This is a genomic window from Actinotalea sp. JY-7876 (genome assembly GCF_014042015.1).
GTDB lineage: Bacteria > Actinomycetota > Actinomycetes > Actinomycetales > Cellulomonadaceae > Actinotalea.
The window spans coordinates 3211467-3233058 of sequence record NZ_CP059493.1 but is presented as its reverse complement, the minus strand read 5'-3'; the positions used below and the strand labels follow the sequence as shown (position 1 = coordinate 3233058).

The window sequence follows — 21592 nt, the reverse complement described above, 5'->3', positions numbered from 1 at the left end:
CGGGACTCACGCCTCCGGCGTCGTGCCCTCGCCGGCCTCGGTCTCGGCGCCCGTGCGCGCCTGACGACCCCGCTGCCAGTCGGCGTCGTCGTTGACGTACGCGTAGAAGAGGCCGATGAGCAGGCCACCGCCGATGAAGTTGCCTATCAGTGCGATCCCGACGTTGCCGGCCGCGAGCCCGATGTCGATGCCGTCGCGCAGGCCCACGATGGTGAACAGCACCGTGTTCGCGACGGAGTGCTCCAGGCCGAGGAACGCGAAGATGAACACGGACATGATCATGGCGAGGCTCTTGGTGAGGTCGTCGCGGATCAGGCCGTTGTAGACCAGCAGCATCGCCATGTTGATGCAGAAGTTGCACAGGATCGCGCGCATGAGCAGGTCGACCCAGCCGCCCGGGCCTGCGGCGACATAGTCGAGCTTCACCGTGACGGCGTGCACCATCTCCGCGAGCACCGGCCCGTCGGCGAGCGACGAGAACCGCAGGAGCAGCGCGATGACCAGCCCGCCGATCGCGTTGCCGAGGAAGCACAGGCCCAGGACCCGCAGCGCCTTGCCCCACGTCGTGCGCCGGTGGTAGCCGCCGATCGCGACGATCATCATGTTCGAGGTCAGCAGCTCGGACTTGGTGTAGTAGATGAACACCAGCGCCCAGCCGAACGTCAGGGCGCCGACGATGAGGCCGAGCGGCCGCAGCGTCGAGCCGCCGACGTCGATCGCGTCGAACGCGGCCACGATGGCGTAGTTGGTCATGTAGAACAGCCCGGCGAAGATGCCCGCCATGGCGGCGCGCTGGAGGTAGCGCCGTGCCAGCTCGCCCGACATCGCGATCTTCGTGTCCAGCGCCTCGAGCGCCGTGCTGATGAAGAGCTTTCCCGGGAAGAGCGACGCAGGATCGGCCATGGGTACCACGCTGCCACGTCTGGGACCGCCCAAAAGCCCCATCGGGGCCGGACGTCGAGCCTGATGCGTCACACCGGCGCGTCACGCCGGTGCCTCACACCGCCCCGAACCCCTCAGTCGTCGGGGCCGCGCTCGATCGTCCGCCGGGTGAGCATGTGCTGGCCGACGACGAGCATCCCGACGCCCCAGAGCCCGTACTGCTCGGTCGTGGTGACGGCCTCCGCCCAGGCCGGCGAGCCCGCCTGCGCGCTCAGGCCCCGCGCGACGCCGTTCCACTTCAGTGCGTAGGCCAGGCTCGCCAGCCCGGAGACGGTCACGGCGCCGCCGACCGAGAACCACCGCAACGCCAACGGGCCCCACGACGACGTCGGCTTGGCTGCACCGACGGGCCCGGAGGGGGCCTCGTCGGCGGGCATCGGGTGGGTCGCCACGCGTCACTCCCTCGCTCGGCGGCCCGGACGGCCGCACGGTGGCGCGAGCGTAGGGGTGTCCCGGGGTGGCAGGGTGCAGACATGCCGCAGCGCGCCGTCATCGACACCGCCGACCTCGCGGCCGCGCTCGCGGCGCCCCGGCCACCGCTCCTCCTCGACGTCCGGTGGACCCTCGCCGGCGCGGACCCGGCGTCCTACCGCGCGGGGCACGTCCCCGGCGCCGTCTTCTGCGACCTCGACGCCGACCTCGCGGCGCCGCCGGGGGAGGGCGGCCGGCACCCGCTGCCGACCCCGGCGGACCTCGAGCGGACGCTCCGCCGGCTCGGGGTCGCACCGGACCGCGACGTCGTCGCCTACGACGGCGGCCCGGGCGCGGCCGCCGCGCGCGCCTGGTGGGTGCTGCGCTGGGCGGGTCACGAGCGCGTCGCCGTGCTCGACGGTGGTCTGCCGGCCTGGGTCGCGGCCGGGGGCGCGCTCGAGGCGGGCGACGTCGTGCCGGTGGCCACACCCGACGCCGTCGTGCGCCCGGGTGGGCTGCCGACCGTGACGGCCGACGACGTGCTGAGCGGACGCGCGGGCACGCTGGTGGACGCCCGGGCCGCCGAGCGGTACCGGGGCGAGGTCGAGCCCGTCGACCCGGTCGCGGGCCACATCCCCGGCGCCGTGTCCGTCCCGACGACGGCGCTCTACGACGCCGACGGGCGGCTGCTGCCGGCCGAGGCGCTGGCGGTGGTGCTGGAGCCGGCCACGCACGGGCCGGCGGCCGCGTACTGCGGCTCGGGCGTCACCGCCGCGCAGGTGGTCCTCGCGGCCGACGTCGCCGGGCTGCGCCTGGCGCTGTACCCGGGCTCCTGGTCGCACTGGGTCACGGACCCCTCGCGTCCGGTCGCCACCGGCGCCGAGCCGGGCTGAGCCGGCTCAGCCGCGCACGATCTCCAGCGCGCGACGCTGGTACCAGGCGACGTACTGCTCGTGGCTCCAGCCGAGCTCGCCGGTCAGGCGGTCGTAGGCCTCGGGCATGCCGAGCGCCCAGAGGCTCGCCACGATCTCCTGCGGTGGCGTGGAGGTGGTCAGCCACCCCCGCGCGCGCACGAGGTGCACCATCTGCCCCAGGGAGGCGCGGATGCTCGCCATCATGCGCCGGGCCCGCTCGCGCACGGCCGGCTCGCCGTCGCTCGCGCTCGACAGGGCGCGCCACACGCCCACCACGCGCTGGTTGATGTCCGCCTGGACGTGCGCGCCCACGGCGACGAGCTCCTCCAGCGTGGCCGCCTCGAGGTAGGCCTCGCCGAGCGGGGACTCCAGGAGGGCCATCTCGCCCTCCACGCCGAAGGACACGAGCTCGACCGCCGCCTGGAGCAGGTCCAGCTTCGGACCGTGCCCCTGCACCGTCTCGACGGAGACGCCGGCGAGGGCGGCGATGTCGCTCAGCTTCGTCGCGCGGTAGCCGCGCGACCCGAAGAGCTCCGCGGCGGCGCGGACCACGCGTTCGCGCGTGGCCCGGGCCTGTTCCTGGCGCAGCTGGGAGATGTATCGACGCGGTGCGGTGGCCTGGGACATAGTGACTCCGGTCATGCCGTACTGAACCCCTCGGGGCTGTAACGACCACACCGTACCCCCCGCAGGAGGGCGAATGACTTCAGTTCTGCTCTGCGCCGTGCCGCTCGCGGGCCACGTCGCACCGATGCTCGGCGTGGCGCAGGCCCTCGGCGAGCGCGGCTTCCGGGTCCGCGTGCTCACCGGCCGACGCTTCGCCGACGCCGTGCGCGCCACCGGCGCCGAGCACCTGCCGCTCCCGCCCGACGCCGACCCCGACGACGACCTGTCCGACGTCACGTCGGCGGCGCCCGGTCGGCGACGCCCCACCGGCACGGGCTCCCTCCGCGCGACGATCGCGCGCGTGTTCCTCGACCCGGCGCCCGGCCAGTTCCGCGCGCTCACGGCGGCGCTGGCGGCCGAGCCGACGGACGCCGTGGTCGCCGAGGCGGCGTTCGTCGGTGCCGCCGCGCTCGCCCACGTGCCGCGGGACCGTCGTCCGGCGGTCGTCGCGTGCGGCATCGTCCCGCTCGGCGTGATGAGCCGCGACGCCGCCCCGTTCGGACTCGGGCTGCCGCCGCGGGGCGGGCCGCTCGGTACGGCGCGCAACGTGGCGCTCAACGCCCTGGTCCGCCACGTCGCGCTGCGCCGGTGCCAGCGGCAGGCCGACGAGACCATCCGGGCGCTGTCGGGCCGCGGGCTCGACGGCTACTTCATGGACTGGCTCCTCGCGGCGGAGCGCATCGCGCAGCTCACGGTCGCCGAGTTCGAGTACCCCCGGCGCGACCTGCCCGCGTCGCTGCGCTTCGTCGGGCCCGCGAGCCGGCTCGCCCCGCCCCGGGGCACGACGCCGCCGTGGTGGGACGAGCTCGACGACTCGCGGCCCGTCGTGCTCGTCACCCAGGGCACGCTCGCGAACAGCGACCTGGGGCAGCTCGTCCACCCCACCCTCGACGCGCTCGCCGACGCGCCCGTGAACGTCGTCGTGACGACCGGGGGGCCGCCGGTCGACGTCCTGGGGCCGTTGGCCGCCAACGCGTTCGCCGCGACCTTCGTGCCCTACGACCTGCTCATGCCGCGGGTCGACGTGTTCGTCACCAACGGGGGCTACGGCGGCATCCACCTGGCGCTCGAGCACGGCGTGCCGGTCGTGGTGGCCGGCGACACGGAGGACAAGCCCGAGACCGCCGCCCGCGTGGCGTGGGCGGGGGTCGGCGTGAACCTGCGCACTGGCACGCCCCGCCCCGAGGCCGTGCGCTCCGCGGTGCGCCAGGTGCTCGGGGACGGCCGCTACCGCCAGGCCGCCGGGCGGATCGGTGAGGCGATCCGCGCGGCGCCGGGAGGTGAGGGGCTCGCCGCGCTCGTGCGGGAGGCGATCGCCGACGACGGCGCATCGGTTCCGGTGCGCGGCGCGCGGCGCGTGGGGTGACGGTCGGGGCCGCCGGGGTCGCGGCCCGTCAGGCGAGCGACAGCTCCCGGGCGCCGTCGCCGTGCAGCGGCCGCCCGAGCACGCGCCCGGCCTCGTCGGCCGGCAGCGCCTGCGCGTAGAGCCAGCCCTGCGCGTTGCCGCAGCCCATGGTGCGCAGCAGGTCCGCCTGCTCGCTGCGCTCGACGCACTCCGCGATGACGTCGAGGCCGAGGCCCGCGGCCATGGTGACGATCGCACCGAGGATCACCGCGGGCCGACCGACCTCCGCCAGGTCGCGCACGAAGGCCCCGTCGATCTTGAGGGTGTCGACGGGGAAGTCCTGGAGGGTCTGGAGCGACGAGTGGCCCGTGCCGAAGTCGTCCACGTGGAGGCGGAAGCCGCGCGCGCGCAGGTCCGTCATGATCGCGCACGCGCGGTCGACGTCGGCCATGATCACCGACTCCGTGATCTCCAGCACCAGCGCGGAGGCCGGCACGCCGTGGCGCGTGGCGGCCTCGACCACGGACGGCACCAGGAGGTCGTGCCAGAACTCGAGGTGCGAGACGTTGACCGACACGCTCACGCCGCTGTGCTCGCGGCGCCAGACGGCCAGCTGCCGGCACACCTCGTCGGTGATCCAGCGGCCGAGCGTGACGATCGCGTCCGAGTCGACCATCGCCGGGAGGAAGGCGCTGGGCAGGAGCAGCCCGCGCTCCGGGTGCTGCCAGCGCACGAGGGCCTCGAAGGCGGTCACCTCCGTGCCGTCGAGCGGCACGATCGGCTGGTACTGGACGACGAACTGCTCCTCGGCCAGGGCGGTGCGGATCTCGGACTGGGACCGCAGCCGGTCGGTCGCCTGCGCGTGCATGCCGGGGTCGAAGACGGTCGCCGTGCCCCGCTGGGTCTCCTTGGACCGGTACATCGCGGTGTCGGCGTCGCGCAGCACGTCCTCCGCCGAGGCGTAGCCCGTGGCGGAGCTCGCGATGCCGACGCTCGCGGTGACCGCGACGTCCTGGTCGCCCAGGTGCACGGGCCGCGCGATGGCGACCTGCAGCCGATCGGCGACCTTGAGGAGGTCCTCGGACACGGGGTTGGCGAGCAGCACGGCGAACTCGTCGCCGCCGAAGCGGGCGACGATGTCCACGCCGCGGATCTGCGAGCGCATCCGGCGCGCGACGGCGCGGAGCAGGTCGTCACCGGCGAGGTGGCCGAGCGAGTCGTTGACCAGCTTGAAGCCGTCCAGGTCCAGGAAGATCACGGCGTAGGAGGCGCTCGGGTCGCGCTGGGTGACCGCGATCGCCGCGGCCAGCCGGTCGAGGAACAGGCGCCGGTTCGCCAGGCCCGTCACCTCGTCGTACATCGCGGCGTGACGCAGGCGCTCCTCGAGCTCGCGACGCGCCGTGGTGTCCGACACCGAGCCGACCATGCGGGCGACGCCGCCGTCGTCGTCGGGCACGGCGAGCCCTCGGCTCAGCACCCAGCGGGCACCCGCGTCGCCGTCGAGGCGGTACTCGACCTCACCGGACGTGCCCGGCTGGCCGGACGCGATGCGCATGGCCCGTTCGGCACCCTCGCGGTACTCGGGCGCGATGCGAGCCATCCACTCGGTGTGCGTCACGTCGCCGTCCTCCGGCAGGCCGAGCAGGATCCGGCACCGGTGCGAGAGGTAGAGGTGGCCGGTGCGCAGGTCGTACTCCCACAGGCCGTCCTGGGCGGCGCGGACCGCCCAGGCGTACCGCTCCTCGCTCGCGCGGACCGCGTCCTCCAGCTGCTCGCCCTCGAGCGCGCGGAACAGCAGCTCGGCCATGTGGTGGTACGGCTCGCGGGACGACGTCGTGTCGACGCGGCCCAGCAGGGCCAGCAGCCCCCACGAGCGGTCGCGGGAGGCGACGGGGATCACGAAGCACATGTCGCCGTTCTCGGCGTCGCCGGCGGCGGCGAGCGCCTCACCGGGGAAGTCCCGCACGTCGACGAGGTCACCCACGGCGTACGGGTGCGCGCCGTGCGGGTCGTGGACCCCGCTCACGCGCAGCCGCCCGTCCTCGGCGGGGCCGTCCCAGAGCGCCAGGACGGCGGACCGGATGTCGGTCTCGCGCAGCCACGCGAGCGAGCGCAGGGTGGCGCCGTCGCTGCGCAGCACTGCGCTCGCGACCTGCTCCTGCTCGAGGGCCGAGCGGTCGAGGCGGCGCTCGCCGTGGCGGTGGCCGTGCGCCCGCAGCTCCCACAGCGCCGCGGCGACCTCGGCGGCGCCGACGGCGCGCGGGCCCGAACCGGAGTCCGCGGCGCCCTCGACGACGTCGGCGAGGTGGTCGGACAGGTCTGCCGCGAGATCCTGCAGGTCCTCCGCGTCGCGCGTGAGGCCGGCCAGCCGGCGCACCGCGAGCGTCACCTCGTCGCCGGCGGGCAGCGTCGGGGCGAGGGAGAGCCGCTCGAGCTGCTCGACCGTCTCGACGAGCGCGGCCTGCGAGGCGGTGGGCCGCCCGCCGGCCAGGAGCGCGGCCACGGGGCTGCGGACCGAGGGGACCGCCGGGACGCGGCGGGCGGAGTGGGGGGTGCCGAGAAGGTCCTCGCGGCACCCGCACGAGCCGCGCCGGGCCATGACGATGGTCTCCGGGACGTAGCTGCCCGCGGGGACCTCGCGCCCCTCGATCGTGCCGATCAGGAGCCGGGCGGCGAGCCCACCGACCTCGCGGAAGCGCTGCCCGACGCTCGACAGGCTGGGCGTCGTGTGGGCGCCCTCCTCGAGGTTGTCGAAGCCGAGGACGGCGAGGTCCTCCGGGACGCGTACGCCCGCGCTCGTCACCGCGCGAATGAGGCCGATGGCGTTGTTGTCGGTCGCCGTGATGACGGCCGTCGGCGGGCGGGGGTGCGCCAGCACGCGAGCGGCGGCCGCGGCACCGGCCTGCTGGGAGAAGTCGTCCGCCGGGATGTACAGGTCGTCGTCGCAGTCGAGCCCGCGGGCCGCGACGGCGTCGCGGAACGTCGAGAGGCGCTCGCGGAAGTCGCGCATGTCGAGCGACCCGACGAAGCCGATGCGCCGGTGCCCGTGGTCGGCGAGGTGCTGCACGGCGGCGTCGATCGCGATCGCGTTGTCCGGCATGGCGACGGGACCGTCGAAGCCGTCGTGCACCTCGCTCGCGAGGACGATCGGGAAGCCCTGCTCACGCAGCGCCTCGAGGTACTGCGGCGTCGCGGAGTTGGCGATCGAGATGACGCCCGCGACGCGGTTCCAGGCGAGCGGCAGGGAGAAGCGCGGTCCGAACGAGCGGTCACCGTGACGTCCGCCGGGGTCACGGGTCTCCGCGACGACGACGTGCCGGCCCGCCGCGGCGGCGGTGCGCAGCACGCCCGTGAGCATCTCGCCGTAGTAGTGCCCGCCGCTGTGCAGCGTCAGCACCAGGATGTTGCCTGCCGTCGGCGTGGGGTCCGCCATCACCGGTTACCGTCCTTGGTTCGTCCGCGTGAGCGCGCCCAGGTCGTGAGCGTGCACACTCGTCATCGGCGGTGCTGCGCCGGTTGTGAGGGATCGTCCGGTCTCGGGCGGGCCCGGGTCTGCGCCAGGGCGCTTCCGCGGGGACGCCTCAGCTGCAGGTGTCGCAGACGCCCGTGGCGGGCAGGGCCATCGAGCACGTGGGGCAGATGACCGGCGCGACCTCGCGGGCCGCGGGCGCGCGGGTCGTGGCCGACGGCGTGCGGGGGGCGCGCGGCGCGCGCGGGGTCCGGGTCGCCGCGGCCCGCGGGGCCACGGGGGCCGGCCCGGAGACCTCGAAGCCCCGACGCCGCAGGATCGCGAGCGCGGTGTCCATGCCGGAGCGGAAGTCGTCGGGGGTGGCGAGGCGGCCGGTCGCGTACCGGTGGGCGACGCCCAGGACGGCCGGGGCGTCGTACGTGCTGCCCTCGTGCGTCAGCCGGTGGACCGGGTCCGGCGTGAAGCCGTACGTGGCCAGGAACTCGTCGGCGCCGCGCGAGTCGTGCTCGGCCAGGGCCTGGAGGACGTGCTGTCGGGTCACGGAGGAGAACGTCGCCATGATGCCCGAGCCTACGACGGCCTCCGACGACGTCGCCCCGCTGTGCCCGGGGCGCGGGGCGACGTCGTCGGGTCTCAGGAGGTCGGACGCTGCGCCGCGGCCAGGTCCGCGCGGAGCTCGTCGGCCGTCCGGCGAGGGCCGTAGCCCGGCGTGCCGGGCTCGATCCGCCACGTCCCGGCGAGCGAGTCGATCTCCACGACGTCGAAGCCGAACGAGTCCACCAGCGCCGCCACCGTGGCCCGCGCGTCGGCGTCGTCGGCCGCGACGACCAGCGCGCGGCGGTCCGGCGTGCCGGCCTCCTGGCCCTGCGCCGTGAGGTCCGCGGCGGGGATGTGGTTGAAGGCCTTGACGACCCGCGAGGTCGGCAGGTGGCGCTGGAGCAGCTCCGAGCTCGTCAGGGTCGCGGCGTCGAGCTCGGGGACGTTCCCGTCCCGCTGCGGGTAGTAGTTGTTGGTGTCGACGACGACCTTGCCGGCGAGCGGCTCGACCGGCACGGCGCCGATCGCGTGCACCGGGATGGTCACCACGACGACGTCGCCCCCCTGCGCCGCCTCCTGCGGGGTGCCGGCGCGCGCCAGGTCGCCGAGCTCGGTGACGAGGTCGACGAGCGTCTCGGGACCGCGGGAGTTGCTGACGACGACCTCGTGGCCGCGCGCGACGGCGAGGCGGGCGAGCTGCGAGCCGATGTGGCCGGAGCCGATGAGTCCGATGGTGGTCATGGTCATGTCAACCGGCTGGCGGCGCGGTCATTCCCCGCTGCTCAGAAGGCGTACGGCCCGAACCGGCCCCACGCGACGAAGGCGGCGACGGCGAGCAGGACGACGTTCATCACGATGCCCTGCGGCTCCTTGCGTCGGGCGTGGACGACGATCGCGCCGAGCATCACGACGACGAGACCCGCGGCGGCGACCGGGGTCAGGACGGGCGCGATCCCCGTGAGGGCGGGGAGCACGAGGCCGAGCGCGGCGAGGACCTCGACGACCCCGATGAGGCGGACCTGGGTCGCGGAGAAGTCGGCGACCCAGGGCAGCATCGGCTCGAGTGCGGCCTTGGGGCGGGTGGCCTTCATGGTGCCCGCGGCGAGGAAGGCGAGGGCGAGCAGGATCTGGGCGACCCAGAGGGCGACGGTCATGGTGGTCCTTCGTACGGAGGGATGCGGAATGCTTACCGCGGAAAGTAATGTGCCGTGCGAATGCTTGCCATGTCAAGTATCGTGGCGGCATGACGCGGCCCGACGAGCCCCGGTGGCTGACGCCCGAGCAGACGCAGGCCTGGATCGGTCTGCTGCGGACGACTGTCTCGCTCCCCGCCGCCCTGGACGCGCAGCTCCGCCGCGACGCGGGGCTCTCGCACGCGGAGTACCAGGTCCTCTCGTGGTGCTCGATGTCCCCGGGCCGCGCGGCCCGGATGGGTGACATCGCCGTCCGCGCGAACGTCTCGCTCTCGCACCTCTCGCGGATCGCGGCCCGGCTGGAGAGCCGCGGTTGGTTGACGCGCGTGCCGGACCCCACCGACGGCCGCGCGACGCTCGCGACGCTCACCGAGGACGGCTGGGAGAAGGTCGTCGCGACGGCGCCCGGCCATGCCGAGGAGGTCCAGCGCCTCGTGTTCGACAACCTCGACGCCGAGCAGGTGCGTCAGCTCCGCGAGATCACCGAGCGCATCGTCGACGCCACGCAGCGTGAGCGGGCACTCCCGCCCCCGCCGGGCGCGGTGGCGCGCTGACCTCAGGCCGGGCGACGTCGTCGCTCAGGCGACGTCGTAGACCAGGTGCGTCGCGGTCGACGTCGGCGTCACGCTCCGCTGCACGAGCCGGAGGCGTGCGCCGCTCGGGAAGAGCGGGGTCCCGGCGCCCAGCACCACGGGCGCGAGGTGGAGCACGAGCACGTCGGCCAGGCCGGCGGCGAGCGCGGAGCCCACCGTCGCGCCGCCGCCCATGAGGACGACGTCCAGCACGGTGCCGCGCCCGGACGCCGCCGCCTCCGTGCGCTCGCGGGCGACGGCGACGGCGTCGGCGAGCCCCGAGGTGACGAAGGTCCAGTCGAGGTCGCTGCGCCGTACGGCGTCGGGCGGCGTGCCGGTCACGACGACGAAGGGCGGGGTGCCCACCTCGCCGGCGCCGTAGCCCGTCTCCTCGTCCCAGCCGTGCGGCCCGTCGACGACGTCGAACAGCCGCCGGCCCATGACCACGGCACCCGAGCGGGCGGTGGCGTCCCGCAGGACCTGCTGGTCGGCCGGGTCGTCGGAGAACGCCCACGTGTGGAGCGCCTCACCCCCCGTGCCCAGGCCGTTGTCCGGGCCCGGGTCGGGTCCGGTGACGAAGCCGTCGAGGGAGACGGAGATGTCCGCCACGATGCGGGTCATGCTGTGGGTGACCCGGCGAGCCGCGTGAAGTCATCGGGCGGGTACCGCGGCGGTCGAGGATGCGCGACGAAGGGCCCGTCACCCACATCGCTGCAGGTCACGGGCCCTTCGTGTCGTACCAGGTGCGGAGGATGGGGGATTCGAACCCCCGAGGGCGTTAACCCAACACGCTTTCCAAGCGTGCGCCATAGGCCACTAGGCGAATCCTCCCGGCCGCACGAGGATACCGGAGGACCGGGCCGCGGCCGAACGCGCGCCGATCAGGCCTGCGAGGCCAGCTGGATGAGGTTGCCGCACGTGTCGTCGAGCACGGCCGTCGTCACCGGCCCCATGGTCAGCGGCTCCTGCGTGAAGCGCACCCCGAGGCCGACGAGGCGCTCGTACTCCGCCCGGACGTCCGGCACGCCGAACGACGCGAACGGGATGCCGTCGGCGACGAGGGCGTCGCGGAACGGGGCGACGGCGGGGTGCTCGGACGGCTCGAGCAGGATCTCGGGGCCGTCGGCCTGGTCGGGGGAGCCGACCGTGAGCCAGCTGTGCTCTCCCAACGGCACCTCGGTCCGCTTCTCGAACCCGAGGACGTCGGTGTAGAAGCGCAGGGCCTCCTGCTGGTCGTCGACGAAGACGCTCATCACGGTGATGCGGGGCATGGCGGACCTGCTTTCCGGTGCGGCCACCGCTCGGCGATGGCGGTCAGGGGTGAGGTGTCGACGTGGTGGAACGTGTAGCGGCCCTCGCGCCGCGTGCGGACGAGCCCGGCGGCGACGAGCACAGCGATGTGCTGGGACACGGCCTGGCGCGACGACGTCAGGCCGTGCGTGCCGATGAGGCGGGTGCAGAGCTCGAACAGGGTCTGTCCGTCGCGCTCCACGAGCTCGTCGAGGATCGCGCGGCGGGTTGGGTCGGCGATCGCCTTGAAGACGGCGTCGTCCATGTCGGCGACGATAGGCAAGCACAGACTTGCATGTCAATTGTCCCGGTGGACGCGTGACGGACGGTGCGCGCGCTGCGTTAGGGTGGGCGACGACCCCTCGTGCGGCGTCATCTCGCTGAACTCCCCCAGGGCCGGAAGGCAGCAAGGGCAGGCGGGCTCTGGCGGGTGTGCGGGGGGTCCTTGCATGCCCGGAGCCCTGCAGAGCGAGCCTGCCGTGCGACGGCGCCTGCGACCCAGGGATGACACCGGCCGCACCGACCCTCCCAGGGTCGCAGCCGCGCACCGGCAGGACGGGACCCGAGGGCGACGCGCCGGACGGGGCACCGCCGCCACGCTGGCTGCCATGAGCACCTCGTTCCCCCCTCCGCCGCCCGCCGCGGCCCCGAGCGCCGCGCCCGCGCGCGTCCCGGCGCCGCCCGCCGCCCGCCTCAGCGCACGCGGCCTCGTCAAGACCTTCGGCAGCACGACGGCGCTGGCGGGCGTCGACGTCGACCTCGCGGCGGGCGAGTCGCTGGCGGTGATGGGCCCGTCGGGCTCGGGCAAGTCGACGCTCCTGCACTGCCTCGCGGGCATCCTGCCGCCCGACTCCGGCACCGTGACGCTCGAGGGCCGGGACGTCAGCGGCCTGAGCGACACGAAGCGGACGATCCTGCGCCGCGCGCACTACGGCTTCGTGTTCCAGTTCGGCCAGCTCCTGGGCGAGCTCTCGGCGGAGGAGAACGTCGCCCTGCCGCCCATGCTCCTCGGCACGCCGCGCGCGGAGGCGGTCACCCTGGCGCGGCAGTGGCTGGCCTCGCTCGGCCTCGCCGGCATGGAGACGCGCCGCCCGGGCGAGCTCTCGGGCGGCCAGGCGCAGCGCGTCGCCGTCGCGCGGGCGCTGATCACCGGGCCCGACGTCGTCTTCGCGGACGAGCCGACCGGCGCCCTCGACCAGGCGACCGGCGCCGACGTCATGCGCGTCCTGGTCGAGACCACCCGTGCCGCGGGCGCGTCGCTCGTCGTGGTGACGCACGACGAGAACGTCGCGTCCTGGTGCTCGCGCCGCATCGTGGTGCGCGACGGCCGCGTGGTGGCGGCATGAGGACCGTCCTGATGCTCGCGAGCGGCCCGCTGCGCAGCGGATCGGTCGCGCACCTGATCCCCGGGGTGCGCGGCACATCGCGGCCCGGCCCGGTGTCCGGCGGCGCAGGGGGCCGCCTGACGCCGGGGGTGCTCGCGGTGGTCGCGTTCGCCGTCTCGACCGCGTTCGCGGTCAGCGTCGTGGGAGGGCTCCGCGGCTTCATCCGGCGCGACGCCGACCCGGCGTCGGAGTACATGACGCACTACGGCGAGGCCTACGTGATCCTCGCGTGGGTCGCGGTCGTCCTCCTCGTGGTCCCGCTGGTCTCGCTCGGCGCGGGTGCGGCCCGGCTCGGGGTCGCCCGCCGCGACGCGCGGCTCGCGACGCTCCGGCTGCTCGGGGTCACCGGCGGCCAGGTCGTCGGCCTCACCGCGCTGGAGACCGCCAAGCAGGGGCTCGTCGGTGCGGTCCTCGGCCTGCTCGGCTACGGGGCGCTCCTGCCGGTGTGGACGAGCATCCCCTTCATGGGCGACCCGTTCTCGGTCGGCGAGCTGTGGGTCGGCCTGCCGGTCGTGGCGGCCACCCTCGTCGTCGTGCCGCTGGTCGCGGCCGTGAGCGCCGCGGTCTCGCTGCGCCGCGTGGTGGTCACGCCGCTCGGCGTCGCGCGCCGCACGACGCCGCCGGGCATGCGCTGGGTCCGCGCGCTCGCCGTCGTCGTCGCGGTGGTGGCCTTCACCGTGATGGTCAGGGTCGACCTCGGCCTGGATTTCGCGGTGCTCCTCGTCCTGCTCCTCGGGACGCTCGCGCTCGTCGTGCTCGCGCTGAACCTGCTGGGCCCCTGGGTCATCAGCGTCATGGCCCGCGCGATGGTCCGGCGTGCCAGGACGCCCGCACGCCTGCTCGCCGGGCGTCGGCTGCTCGACGACCCCAAGGCGGCGTGGCGCGTCGTGGCCGGCCTCGGGCTGGCCTCGTTCGTCGCGGGCGTGGTGTCGGTGCTGCCCGTGCTCACCGAGGTGTCCGGCGACACGAACCAGAACGACGTGGTCTTCGCGCAGGACGTGCTCACGGGCGGGATCCTCGCGCTCTCGATCGCGTTCGTGGTGGCCGCCGCGTCGGCCGGCATCATGCAGGCCGCGTCCGTCCTGGACCGCCGGCAGGAGTACGCCCTGCAGCACCTCGCGGGCGTGCCGCAGGAGCTGTTCGACGCGGTGCGGCGCCGGGTCGTCATCGCGCCGATGGTGCTGGTCGCGGGACTCTCCGCCGGTGTCTCGCTGGTCGTCCTGCTGCCCCTGTACGGCCTGGCGCTGGTCATGGCGCCGGCGGGCCTCGCGCTCCTCGCGGGATGCCTCCTGGGCGGCGGCCTGCTCGTGGTCGGTGCCACCGAGACGAGCCGTCCGCTGCTGCGCGCGGTGCTGCGCGAGACGGTGGTGCGGCCGGACTGAGCCGGGTGGGGACCGCGCGCCCGCTTGTCGGCCGCGCCGTCTACCCTCGTGGCGTGAGCACAGCCCTGTACCGCCGCTACCGGCCCGACACCTTCACCGAGGTGATCGGCCAGGAGCACGTCACGGAGCCGCTCATGCAGGCGCTGCGGGCGGACAAGGTCACCCACGCCTACCTGTTCTCGGGCCCCCGCGGCTGCGGCAAGACGACGTCGGCCCGCATCCTCGCGCGCTGCCTCAACTGCGCCCAGGGGCCGACGCCGCAGCCGTGTGGGACGTGCCCGTCCTGCGTCGAGCTCGGGCGCGGGGGGCCGGGGAGCCTCGACGTCGTCGAGATCGACGCGGCGAGCCACGGCGGCGTCGACGACGCGCGCGACCTGCGCGAGCGCGCGACCTTCGCCCCGACGCGCGACCGCTTCAAGATCTTCATCCTCGACGAGGCGCACATGGTGACCCCGCAGGGGTTCAACGCGCTGCTCAAGATCGTCGAGGAGCCGCCGCCGCACATCAAGTTCATCTTCGCCACGACGGAGCCCGACAAGGTCATCGGGACCATCCGCTCGCGCACGCACCACTACCCGTTCCGCCTCGTCGGCCCGTCGACGCTCCAGCCGTACCTCGAGCAGCTCTGCGCGACCGAGGGCGTGCCGGTCGGACCGGGCGTGCTGCCGCTGGTGGTGCGCGCGGGCGGGGGTTCGGTCCGCGACTCGCTGTCGGTCCTGGACCAGCTCGTCGCCGGCGCCGACGCCGACGGCATCGACTACGAGCGCGCCGTCGCGCTGCTCGGCTACACCCACGCGACGCTCCTGGACGACGTCGTCGACGCGATCGCCGCGCGGGACGGCGCGAGCGCCTTCCGCGTCGTGGAGCGCGTGATCTCCTCGGGGCACGAGCCCCGCCGCTTCGTCGAGGACCTCCTCGAGCGGCTGCGTGACCTCATCGTCATCGCGGCGTCGGGCGAGGCCGCGCAGGCCGTGCTCCGGGACCTGCCGGCCGACCAGCTCGAGCGGATGCGCGGCCAGGCCGCGGTGCTCGGAGCCTCTGAGCTGTCGCGCTCGGCGGACCTCGTCAACGCCGCGCTCACCGAGATGACGGGCGCGACGTCGCCCCGGCTGCACCTCGAGCTGCTCGTCGCGCGACTCCTCCTGCCCGCGGCCGACGACGGCTCCCTCGGCCTGGGCGCGCGGCTCGACCGCGTGGAGCGCGAGCTCGCGGGCGGCGCGCGGCCCGCCGCGGACCGGCCCGCCGCGGCGCCCTCCGTGCCCGCCGCCGCGCCTCCCGCAGCGTCGAAGGCTGCGGCGCCGGGGCCCCGGCCTGCACCCGCGGCGCCGGAGCCCCGGCCTGCCCCCGCGGCGGATTCGGCTGCCGCGCCCGCTCCGGCTCCCGCCGCCGGGTCCGCTCGGGCTGCCGCGTCCGCTCCGGCTGCCGCGTCCGCGTCGGCTGCTGGGCGCGCTCCGGCAGCCGCCCCGGCCGCGGCCGTACCCGTCGAGAGCGCGCCGACGGTGCCCGTCGAGCACGCGGTGCCTGCCGAGCCGTCGGAGCCGGCCGTGCCGGAGGTCAGCCAGCCGGCGTCCGCGGAGGGCGGCGAGGGCGGCGCGCACCCCGCCGAGGTGGCGGCGGCACCCGCCGCGCCGAGCGGTACGCCGGAGGTCGCGGAGGAGCAGGCGCGCGCGCCGCAGCAGGCGCAGGCGGCGCCCCCCAGCGCACCCGTGCAACCCGTCGCGGCCGGGCAGTCCGCGCCGACCGCGCCCGGCCTGGACGCCGAGACGGTGCGGCGACGGTGGCCGGAGGTGCTGCAGACGCTGCGCGGGCTGCGCATGGCCACGTGGGTGCTCGTGAGCCAGAACGCCCAGGTCGGCGAGGTGACGGCCGACCGTGTGGCCCTCGCCTTCACGACCCCGCAGCTCGCGTCCACCTTCCGCAGCGGCCCGCACCCGGACAACGTGCAGCGCGCGCTGCACGAGACCCTCGGCATCACCGTGCGGGTGGAGACGACCCTCACGGAGAGCGCCACCGCGGCAGCTGGGGCCGCGGGAGCGCCGGAGGCCCCCCGCGCGGCGGACGCGGCTCCCGCGCGGATGTCCACCGCCCAGGCCGAGGCGTCGTGGGACGCCCCCGCGGCACGCCCGTCCGCCGCCCCGGCGCGTCCCGCCGCGTCGGACACGGCCCGCCCGTCGGGCGGTCGCGAGCCGCAGGCCGGGCGCGAGCCGGCCGACGTCGGACGGTCCGCCCGTGGCACCGCCGCACCCGGACCCGCCTCCGACGGCATCCCCGACGGCCCGGAACCCGACACGGAGCCCGAGCCACCCCTGCCCGCCGGGCCGGGCCGCGGGGCGCCGCGCCAGCCGCTGCGCGTCCCCGAGGGCGCCCGCCCGCGCTTCCAGCAGGACGCGCCCGCCGCCGTCCGCCGCCCCGAGGACGACGGCGACGACGCCAGCCCGGACGACCCCGACCTGCTCTCCACCGGGCTGGTCGGCGCCCCGTTGGTGGCGCAGATGCTCGGCGGCACGGTGGTCGACGAGATCATCGAGGACTCCCGCTAGCCGCACAGACCCAGGTGCGACCCGCCGCACCGCGCCGCGCGCCCTGGCGACGTCGCACCGCCGTCGCGTCACGCCGCGCGGCGACCTCGCGCTGCCGTCGCGTCGCCCGCTTCGACGGAGGGTTGCACCCGCTCCGCGGCCACAACCCTCCGTTCCCGTTCGTGCGCCGGTGCCCGCGATGCCGGTGCTCGTCGCGCGCGCCGCGTCCGCCGGGGCGGAGGGTTGTGGCCGGCCCGCGGGCAGAACCCTCCGCGTCCCTGGCTGCGTGCCTGCGTGCCCGTGGTGTCTCCCGTGCGCGGCGTCGGCGCCGGGTCGGTGCCGACCACGTAGGCTGGCCGGGTGTACGAGGGTGCGGTCCAGGATCTGATCGACGAGCTCGGGCGACTGCCCGGGGTCGGTCCCAAGAGCGCCCAGCGCATCGCGTTCCACCTCCTCGCGGCGGACCCCGCCGACGTGCGGCGTCTCGCCGACGCCCTGACCGAGGTCAAGGCGCGCGTCCGCTTCTGCAGCGTCTGCGGCAACGTGTCGCAGGAGGAGCTGTGCCGCGTCTGCCGCGACCCGCGCCGCTCCACGGCGGTCATCTGCGTCGTGGAGGAGCCGAAGGACGTCGTGGCGATCGAGCGCACGCGCGAGTTCCGCGGTCGGTACCACGTGCTCGGCGGCGCGATCAACCCGATCGACAACGTCGGCCCGGACGACCTGCGCATCAAGGAGCTCATGTCGCGCCTCGCCGACGGCACGGTCACCGAGGTGATCCTCGCGACCGACCCGAACGTCGAGGGCGAGGCCACCTCGACCTATCTCGCGCGCCTCCTGGTCCCCATGGGGCTGCGGGTCACGCGTCTCGCCTCCGGGCTGCCGGTCGGGGGCGACCTGGAGTACGCCGATGAGGTCACGCTCGGGCGTGCCTTCGAAGGACGGAGGCAGATCAGTGCCTGACATCCCCATGATCCCGCGACCGAGGCAGGACGAGCCCGCCGACGTGCCTGCCGGCGCCCCGGCCGACCTGCGCGAGGTCGCGCACTCGATGGCCTCGGAGTCGCGCAGCTTCCTGACGACCGTCACCGAGGTGGGCGCGAACGCCAACCCCGACGCCGCCATCGCCCTGCTGCTGCTCGCCGTGTCCGACGTGCTGGCGGCGGGCGCGCGCCTGGGCGCGATGGTCGACGTCGTCCCGGTCGAGCGCTTCGAGCCGGACCTGGGTCCGGACCCCGACCTCGACCCGCTGCGCGCCGCGCTCGAGAACGTCCTCGACGGGATCGACGACTACGCCGAGGTCGATGACCCGGTGCTGGGAGGCGACGTCGTCACGTCGTCCGTCTCCGGCGACCTCATGCTCATCGCGGGGTCGCTCGCCCAGGGCCTGCGGCACCACGCCGCGGGCCGCGTGACCGAGGCCCTGTGGTGGTGGCAGTACTCGTACCTGTCCAACTGGGGCGAGCGCGCGTCCGCCGTCCTGCGCGTCCTGCAGACGGTCCTCGCGCACCTGCGCCTGGACGTCGACGACGACGTCGCCGCCGAGGCGGAGTTCCAGGCCCTGCACCCCTGAGGGCAGGGCTGGTCACATCCCGCCGCCCGCGGCCGGGAGCAGCGGCACCAGCGCGTCCCAGCGCGCGATCTCGCAGCCGTCGGTGAGCGAGAACCGCGCGCTGACCGGCGCCCCGTCGACCGTGCCCTCCACCGTGGCGACCTGCGGTCCGCCCCACTGCTGCGTGCACATGACGTCCGGCGGCGTCTCGGCGAGGCCGGCGGTGCCCACGGCCGCCAGGGCCGCGCAGGCGCCCTCGGGGTCGGGGTGGTCGCCGCCCGCCGGGTCGCACGTCAGGGTGAGGGTGGTCGTCGCGCCCGAGCCGGTCTCGTCCACCGTCACGGTGAGCGAGGCCGCGCCGACGGCGGCCGGCGTGGGGTCGCCCGACGGCGTGGGGGTCGCCGGTGCCGTCGCGCCCGGCGTGGGCGTCGGCTCGGGATCGCCCGCGTCGGCGCAGCCGACGAGGCCCAGCGCGGCGGCGGCGGCGAGGCAGGTCAGCAGGCGCGTCCTCATGCCCCCCATCCTCCCCCCACCGCCGCGGCCCACGCCTCGGACACCCGGATGTCCGAGGCGTGGGCCGACCTATCATTCGAGGGTCGGATCCCGTGCGTGATCCGGTCGCACCCCGTCTCGACCTCCCGGAGCTCCACCGTGGCCCTGATCGTGCAGAAGTACGGCGGGTCGTCCGTCTCGGACGCCGCCGCGATCAAGCGCGTCGCGAAGCGGATCACCGAGGCGAAGCGCGCCGGCGACGACGTCGTCGTCGTCGTCTCGGCGATGGGTGACACGACGGACGAGCTCATCGACCTCGCGAACGAGATCACGCCGCTGCCGCCGTCGCGCGAGATGGACATCCTGCTCACCGCCGGGGAGCGGATCTCGATGTCGCTGCTCGCGATGGCGATCGCCAACCTCGGCGTGCAGGCGCAGTCGTTCACGGGTCAGCAGGCCGGTGTCATCACCGACGCCGCGCACGGGCGCGCGCGGATCGTGGACGTCAAGGCCAACCGCATCCGCCAGGCGCTCGACGCGGGCAACGTCGCGATCGTCGCGGGCTTCCAGGGCGTCACCGAGAGCACGAACGACGTCACGACGCTGGGCCGCGGCGGCTCGGACACGACCGCCGTCGCCATCGCCGCGGCCGTGGGCGCCGACGTCTGCGAGATCTACACCGACGTCGACGGCGTCTTCACCGCCGACCCCCGCATCGTGCCGACGGCACGCAAGCTCGAGCGGGTCACCTACGAGGAGATGCTCGACCTGGCGGCGAGCGGGGCCAAGGTGCTCATGCTCCGCTGCGTCGAGTACGCCCGCCGGAACAAGGTGACCATCCACGTGCGTTCCTCGTTCTCGGGGCGCGAGGGCACGTTGGTGACCGACCAGCCCGTCGAGGGAGAGGGACCCATGGAGCAGCCGATCATCTCGGGTGTCGCGCACGACCGCAGCGAGGCCAAGGTCACGGTGGTCGGCGTCCCCGACGTGCCCGGCACCGCCGCGCGGATCTTCGAGATCGTCGCCGGCGCCGAGGTCAACATCGACATGATCGTGCAGAACGTGTCGGCGGCGTCCACCGGCCTGACGGACATCTCCTTCACGCTCCCGGCGAGCGACGGACAGCGCGCGACGGCGGCGCTGAGCGCCGCGCAGGACCAGATCGGGTTCGCCTCGCTCCAGTACGACGACACGATCGGCAAGCTCTCGCTCGTGGGCGCCGGGATGCGGTCGCACCCGGGCGTCTCCGCCAAGCTCTTCGGGGCGCTGCGCGACGCCGGCATCAACATCGAGATGATCTCGACGTCCGAGATCCGCGTCTCGGTCGTGACGCGCGCCGACCAGCTCGACGACGCCGTGCGCGCCGTCCACACCGCTTTCGACCTCGACTCCGCCGACGGCGAGGCCGTCGTGTACGGGGGGACCGGACGATGACCACGAACCAGACCAGCACCACCGCACCCGGCCTCCGGGTCGCCGTCGTCGGCGCGACCGGGCAGGTCGGCGCCGTGATGCGCCGCCTGCTGGACGAGCGCGACTTCCCGCTCGCCTCCATCCGCTTCTTCGCCTCGGCGCGCTCGGCCGGCACGACGCTGCCGTGGCGCGGCACCGAGGTGGTCGTCGAGGACACGGCCACGGCCGACCTGTCCGGCATCGACGTCGCGCTGTTCTCCGCGGGCGGGGCGACGTCGAAGGAGCACGCGCCGCGCTTCGCGGCCGCCGGTGCCCTCGTGATCGACAACTCGTCCGCGTGGCGCCGCGACCCGGAGGTCCCGCTCGTCGTGAGCGAGGTCAACCCGGACGCGGTCGACCGCGCGGTCAAGGGCATCATCGCGAACCCCAACTGCACCACGATGGCCGCGATGCCGGTCCTCAAGCCGCTGCACGACGAGGCGGGGCTCGTGCGCCTCGTCGTCTCGACCTACCAGGCGGTCTCGGGCGGCGGCCTCAAGGGCGTCGCCGAGCTCGAGACCCAGGTCCGCGCGCTCGAGGGCGCCGACATCGCGGCCCTGACGCACGACGGCGGCGCTGTCGCCTTCCCGGAGCCCGGGATCTACGCGCGGCCCATCGCCTTCAACGTCCTGCCGATGGCGGGCGCCCTCGTCGACGACGGCTCGTTCGAGACCGACGAGGAGCAGAAGCTCCGCAACGAGAGCCGCAAGATCCTCGACCTGCCCGAGCTGCGCGTCGCGGGCACCTGCGTGCGGGTGCCGGTCTTCACCGGTCACTCGCTGTCGATCAACGCCGAGTTCGAGCGGCCCCTGTCCGTCGAGCGCGCGACCGAGCTGCTCGCGGCGGCCCCGGGCGTCGAGCTGAGCGACATCCCGACGCCGCTGCAGGCCGCCGGCCGGGACCCGAGCTTCGTCGGGCGCATCCGGGCGGACCAGAGCGCGCCGGAGGGGCGCGGGCTGGCGCTCTTCGTCAGCAACGACAACCTGCGCAAGGGCGCGGCGCTCAACGCGGTGCAGATCGCGGAGCTCGTCGCGGCGAAGCGGCTCGCCACGGCCTGACGGCCCGGCCCGGCGTCCCGGCCGGGCGGTCTCAGCTGCCCAGGCGCAGCAGGAACAGCAGGAGCAGGGCCCCCATCGTCGCGAGCGCGACGCCGTAGGTCGTCGTCGCGCTGCCCGGGCCGAGCGTCACGTCGTGCGGGCGCTGCGGGTTGACGTAGACCGTGACCGCGTCGCCGACGGTCAGGCCCCGCAGGCCGTAGATCGGTCCGGCCGAGAGGCGGGCGGACAGGGTCTCGCCGTGCGGGGACGGGTACTCGACGGTGACGCGGGGCGGCTGCGTCATCCACGACCGGTCCACCACCCGCCCGGGCACGGGCACGCGGCGCGACGCGAGCGCGGACCGCACCATGAGCAGCCCTCCGACGAGGAGTCCCAGCGCGATCAGCCCGAGGGGCGAGAAGAGGAAGAAGCTCACG

The 21592-nt window shown here is 74.9% G+C and carries 22 protein-coding genes, 1 tRNA gene and 1 other RNA gene; 11 read left to right on the top strand and 13 right to left on the bottom strand.

The annotated features are described in order from the left end of the window. Positions 1 to 6: 6 nt before the first annotated feature. Together H2O74_RS14935 and H2O74_RS14930 are read right to left on the bottom strand one after the other, a co-directional pair. Positions 7 to 903, bottom strand: coding sequence for a formate/nitrite transporter family protein (locus tag H2O74_RS14935; protein WP_182112297.1), 897 nt, complete (start codon positions 901 to 903; stop codon positions 7 to 9). A 113-nt stretch (positions 904 to 1016) separates the two neighbouring features. Further along, entirely contained in the window at positions 1017 to 1334 is a 318-nt protein-coding gene (locus H2O74_RS14930; RefSeq protein ID WP_182112296.1) for a hypothetical protein, read from the bottom strand. Between the two features lie 81 nt (positions 1335 to 1415). Between H2O74_RS14930 and H2O74_RS14925 the strand changes: the two genes are divergently transcribed. Next, positions 1416 to 2246, top strand: coding sequence for a sulfurtransferase (locus H2O74_RS14925; RefSeq protein WP_182112295.1), 831 nt, complete (start codon positions 1416 to 1418; stop codon positions 2244 to 2246). Between the two features lie 6 nt (positions 2247 to 2252). Here H2O74_RS14925 and H2O74_RS16870 read toward each other — a convergent pair whose 3' ends face one another. Further along, positions 2253 to 2909, bottom strand: a complete 657-nt coding sequence (locus tag H2O74_RS16870; RefSeq protein ID WP_304518598.1) for a TetR/AcrR family transcriptional regulator — start codon at positions 2907 to 2909, stop codon at positions 2253 to 2255. 58 nt (positions 2910 to 2967) lie between these two features. Between H2O74_RS16870 and H2O74_RS14915 the strand changes: the two genes are divergently transcribed. After that, entirely contained in the window at positions 2968 to 4299 is a 1332-nt protein-coding gene (locus H2O74_RS14915; protein ID WP_182112294.1) for a nucleotide disphospho-sugar-binding domain-containing protein, read from the top strand. 28 nt (positions 4300 to 4327) lie between these two features. Here H2O74_RS14915 and H2O74_RS14910 read toward each other — a convergent pair whose 3' ends face one another. The 4 genes from H2O74_RS14910 to H2O74_RS14895 form a co-directional block, all read right to left on the bottom strand. Then, a complete protein-coding gene (locus tag H2O74_RS14910) occupies positions 4328 to 7711 on the bottom strand; it encodes an EAL domain-containing protein (RefSeq protein WP_182112293.1) in 3384 nt (1127 codons plus the stop codon). Positions 7712 to 7859: 148 nt separating this feature from the next. Beyond that, positions 7860 to 8306 carry a hypothetical protein gene (locus H2O74_RS14905; RefSeq protein ID WP_182112292.1) on the bottom strand — a complete coding sequence of 149 codons (447 nt, stop codon included), beginning with the start codon at positions 8304 to 8306 and terminating at the stop codon, positions 7860 to 7862. A gap of 74 nt (positions 8307 to 8380) precedes the next feature. Then, positions 8381 to 9025, bottom strand: a complete 645-nt coding sequence (locus H2O74_RS14900; protein WP_182112291.1) for an NADPH-dependent F420 reductase — start codon at positions 9023 to 9025, stop codon at positions 8381 to 8383. Between the two features lie 41 nt (positions 9026 to 9066). Further along, positions 9067 to 9438: a DoxX family protein gene (locus tag H2O74_RS14895; RefSeq protein ID WP_182112290.1), complete on the bottom strand. Its 372-nt coding sequence runs from the start codon at positions 9436 to 9438 to the stop codon at positions 9067 to 9069. Positions 9439 to 9527: 89 nt separating this feature from the next. On the opposite strand from H2O74_RS14895, the gene H2O74_RS14890 reads away from it, so the two are divergent. Continuing rightward, positions 9528 to 10031, top strand: a complete 504-nt coding sequence (locus tag H2O74_RS14890) for a MarR family winged helix-turn-helix transcriptional regulator (protein WP_182112289.1) — start codon at positions 9528 to 9530, stop codon at positions 10029 to 10031. A 24-nt stretch (positions 10032 to 10055) separates the two neighbouring features. Here the strand turns inward: H2O74_RS14890 and H2O74_RS14885 are convergent, their stop codons facing one another. The 4 genes from H2O74_RS14885 to H2O74_RS14870 all read right to left on the bottom strand — a co-directional run bounded on the left by H2O74_RS14885 (position 10056) and on the right by H2O74_RS14870 (position 11604). Then, complete coding sequence (locus tag H2O74_RS14885) at positions 10056 to 10670, bottom strand: dihydrofolate reductase family protein (protein WP_182112288.1); 615 nt, start codon at positions 10668 to 10670, stop codon at positions 10056 to 10058. Between the two features lie 125 nt (positions 10671 to 10795). Next, a tRNA-Ser gene (locus H2O74_RS14880) sits at positions 10796 to 10880 on the bottom strand. Positions 10881 to 10930: 50 nt separating this feature from the next. Continuing rightward, a complete protein-coding gene (locus tag H2O74_RS14875) occupies positions 10931 to 11320 on the bottom strand; it encodes a VOC family protein (RefSeq protein WP_182112287.1) in 390 nt (129 codons plus the stop codon). After that, on the bottom strand, positions 11302 to 11604 hold the full coding sequence (locus tag H2O74_RS14870; protein ID WP_182112286.1) for a helix-turn-helix transcriptional regulator: 303 nt from the start codon (positions 11602 to 11604) through the stop codon (positions 11302 to 11304). The genes H2O74_RS14875 and H2O74_RS14870 overlap by 19 nt, the downstream gene beginning before the upstream one ends. Before the next feature lie 88 nt (positions 11605 to 11692). Between H2O74_RS14870 and ffs the strand changes: the two genes are divergently transcribed. The 6 genes from ffs to H2O74_RS14840 all read left to right on the top strand — a co-directional run bounded on the left by ffs (position 11693) and on the right by H2O74_RS14840 (position 18195). Beyond that, an RNA gene (ffs, locus tag H2O74_RS14865) (signal recognition particle sRNA small type) lies at positions 11693 to 11789 on the top strand. A 158-nt stretch (positions 11790 to 11947) separates the two neighbouring features. Further along, the gene (locus H2O74_RS14860) at positions 11948 to 12685 is read left to right on the top strand and encodes an ABC transporter ATP-binding protein (RefSeq protein WP_182112285.1); all 738 of its coding nucleotides are present in this window, start codon (positions 11948 to 11950) and stop codon (positions 12683 to 12685) included. Further along, entirely contained in the window at positions 12682 to 14106 is a 1425-nt protein-coding gene (locus H2O74_RS14855; RefSeq protein ID WP_255491662.1) for an FtsX-like permease family protein, read from the top strand. The genes H2O74_RS14860 and H2O74_RS14855 overlap by 4 nt, the downstream gene beginning before the upstream one ends. A 53-nt stretch (positions 14107 to 14159) precedes the next feature. Next, the gene (locus tag H2O74_RS14850) at positions 14160 to 16646 is read left to right on the top strand and encodes a DNA polymerase III subunit gamma and tau (protein ID WP_220457973.1); all 2487 of its coding nucleotides are present in this window, start codon (positions 14160 to 14162) and stop codon (positions 16644 to 16646) included. Between the two features lie 339 nt (positions 16647 to 16985). Further along, positions 16986 to 17585, top strand: a complete 600-nt coding sequence (gene recR / locus H2O74_RS14845; protein ID WP_182112283.1) for a recombination mediator RecR — start codon at positions 16986 to 16988, stop codon at positions 17583 to 17585. Between the two features lie 7 nt (positions 17586 to 17592). After that, entirely contained in the window at positions 17593 to 18195 is a 603-nt protein-coding gene (locus tag H2O74_RS14840; RefSeq protein WP_182114314.1) for a DUF5063 domain-containing protein, read from the top strand. 12 nt (positions 18196 to 18207) lie between these two features. Here H2O74_RS14840 and H2O74_RS14835 read toward each other — a convergent pair whose 3' ends face one another. Then, positions 18208 to 18687 carry an SSI family serine proteinase inhibitor gene (locus H2O74_RS14835; RefSeq protein WP_182112282.1) on the bottom strand — a complete coding sequence of 160 codons (480 nt, stop codon included), beginning with the start codon at positions 18685 to 18687 and terminating at the stop codon, positions 18208 to 18210. A 138-nt stretch (positions 18688 to 18825) separates the two neighbouring features. Here H2O74_RS14835 and H2O74_RS14830 point away from each other — a divergent pair, with 138 nt between their 5' ends. Continuing rightward, positions 18826 to 20100 (top strand): aspartate kinase, encoded by a 1275-nt coding sequence (locus tag H2O74_RS14830; protein ID WP_182112281.1) that lies wholly within the window; start codon positions 18826 to 18828, stop codon positions 20098 to 20100. Then, positions 20097 to 21176, top strand: a complete 1080-nt coding sequence (locus tag H2O74_RS14825; RefSeq protein WP_182112280.1) for an aspartate-semialdehyde dehydrogenase — start codon at positions 20097 to 20099, stop codon at positions 21174 to 21176. Before H2O74_RS14830 ends, H2O74_RS14825 begins: the two co-directional genes overlap by 4 nt. 31 nt (positions 21177 to 21207) lie before the next feature. On the opposite strand, the gene H2O74_RS14820 is transcribed toward H2O74_RS14825, so the two are convergent. Further along, entirely contained in the window at positions 21208 to 21591 is a 384-nt protein-coding gene (locus tag H2O74_RS14820; protein WP_182112279.1) for a DUF3592 domain-containing protein, read from the bottom strand. Between the last annotated feature and the right edge of the window lies 1 nt (position 21592).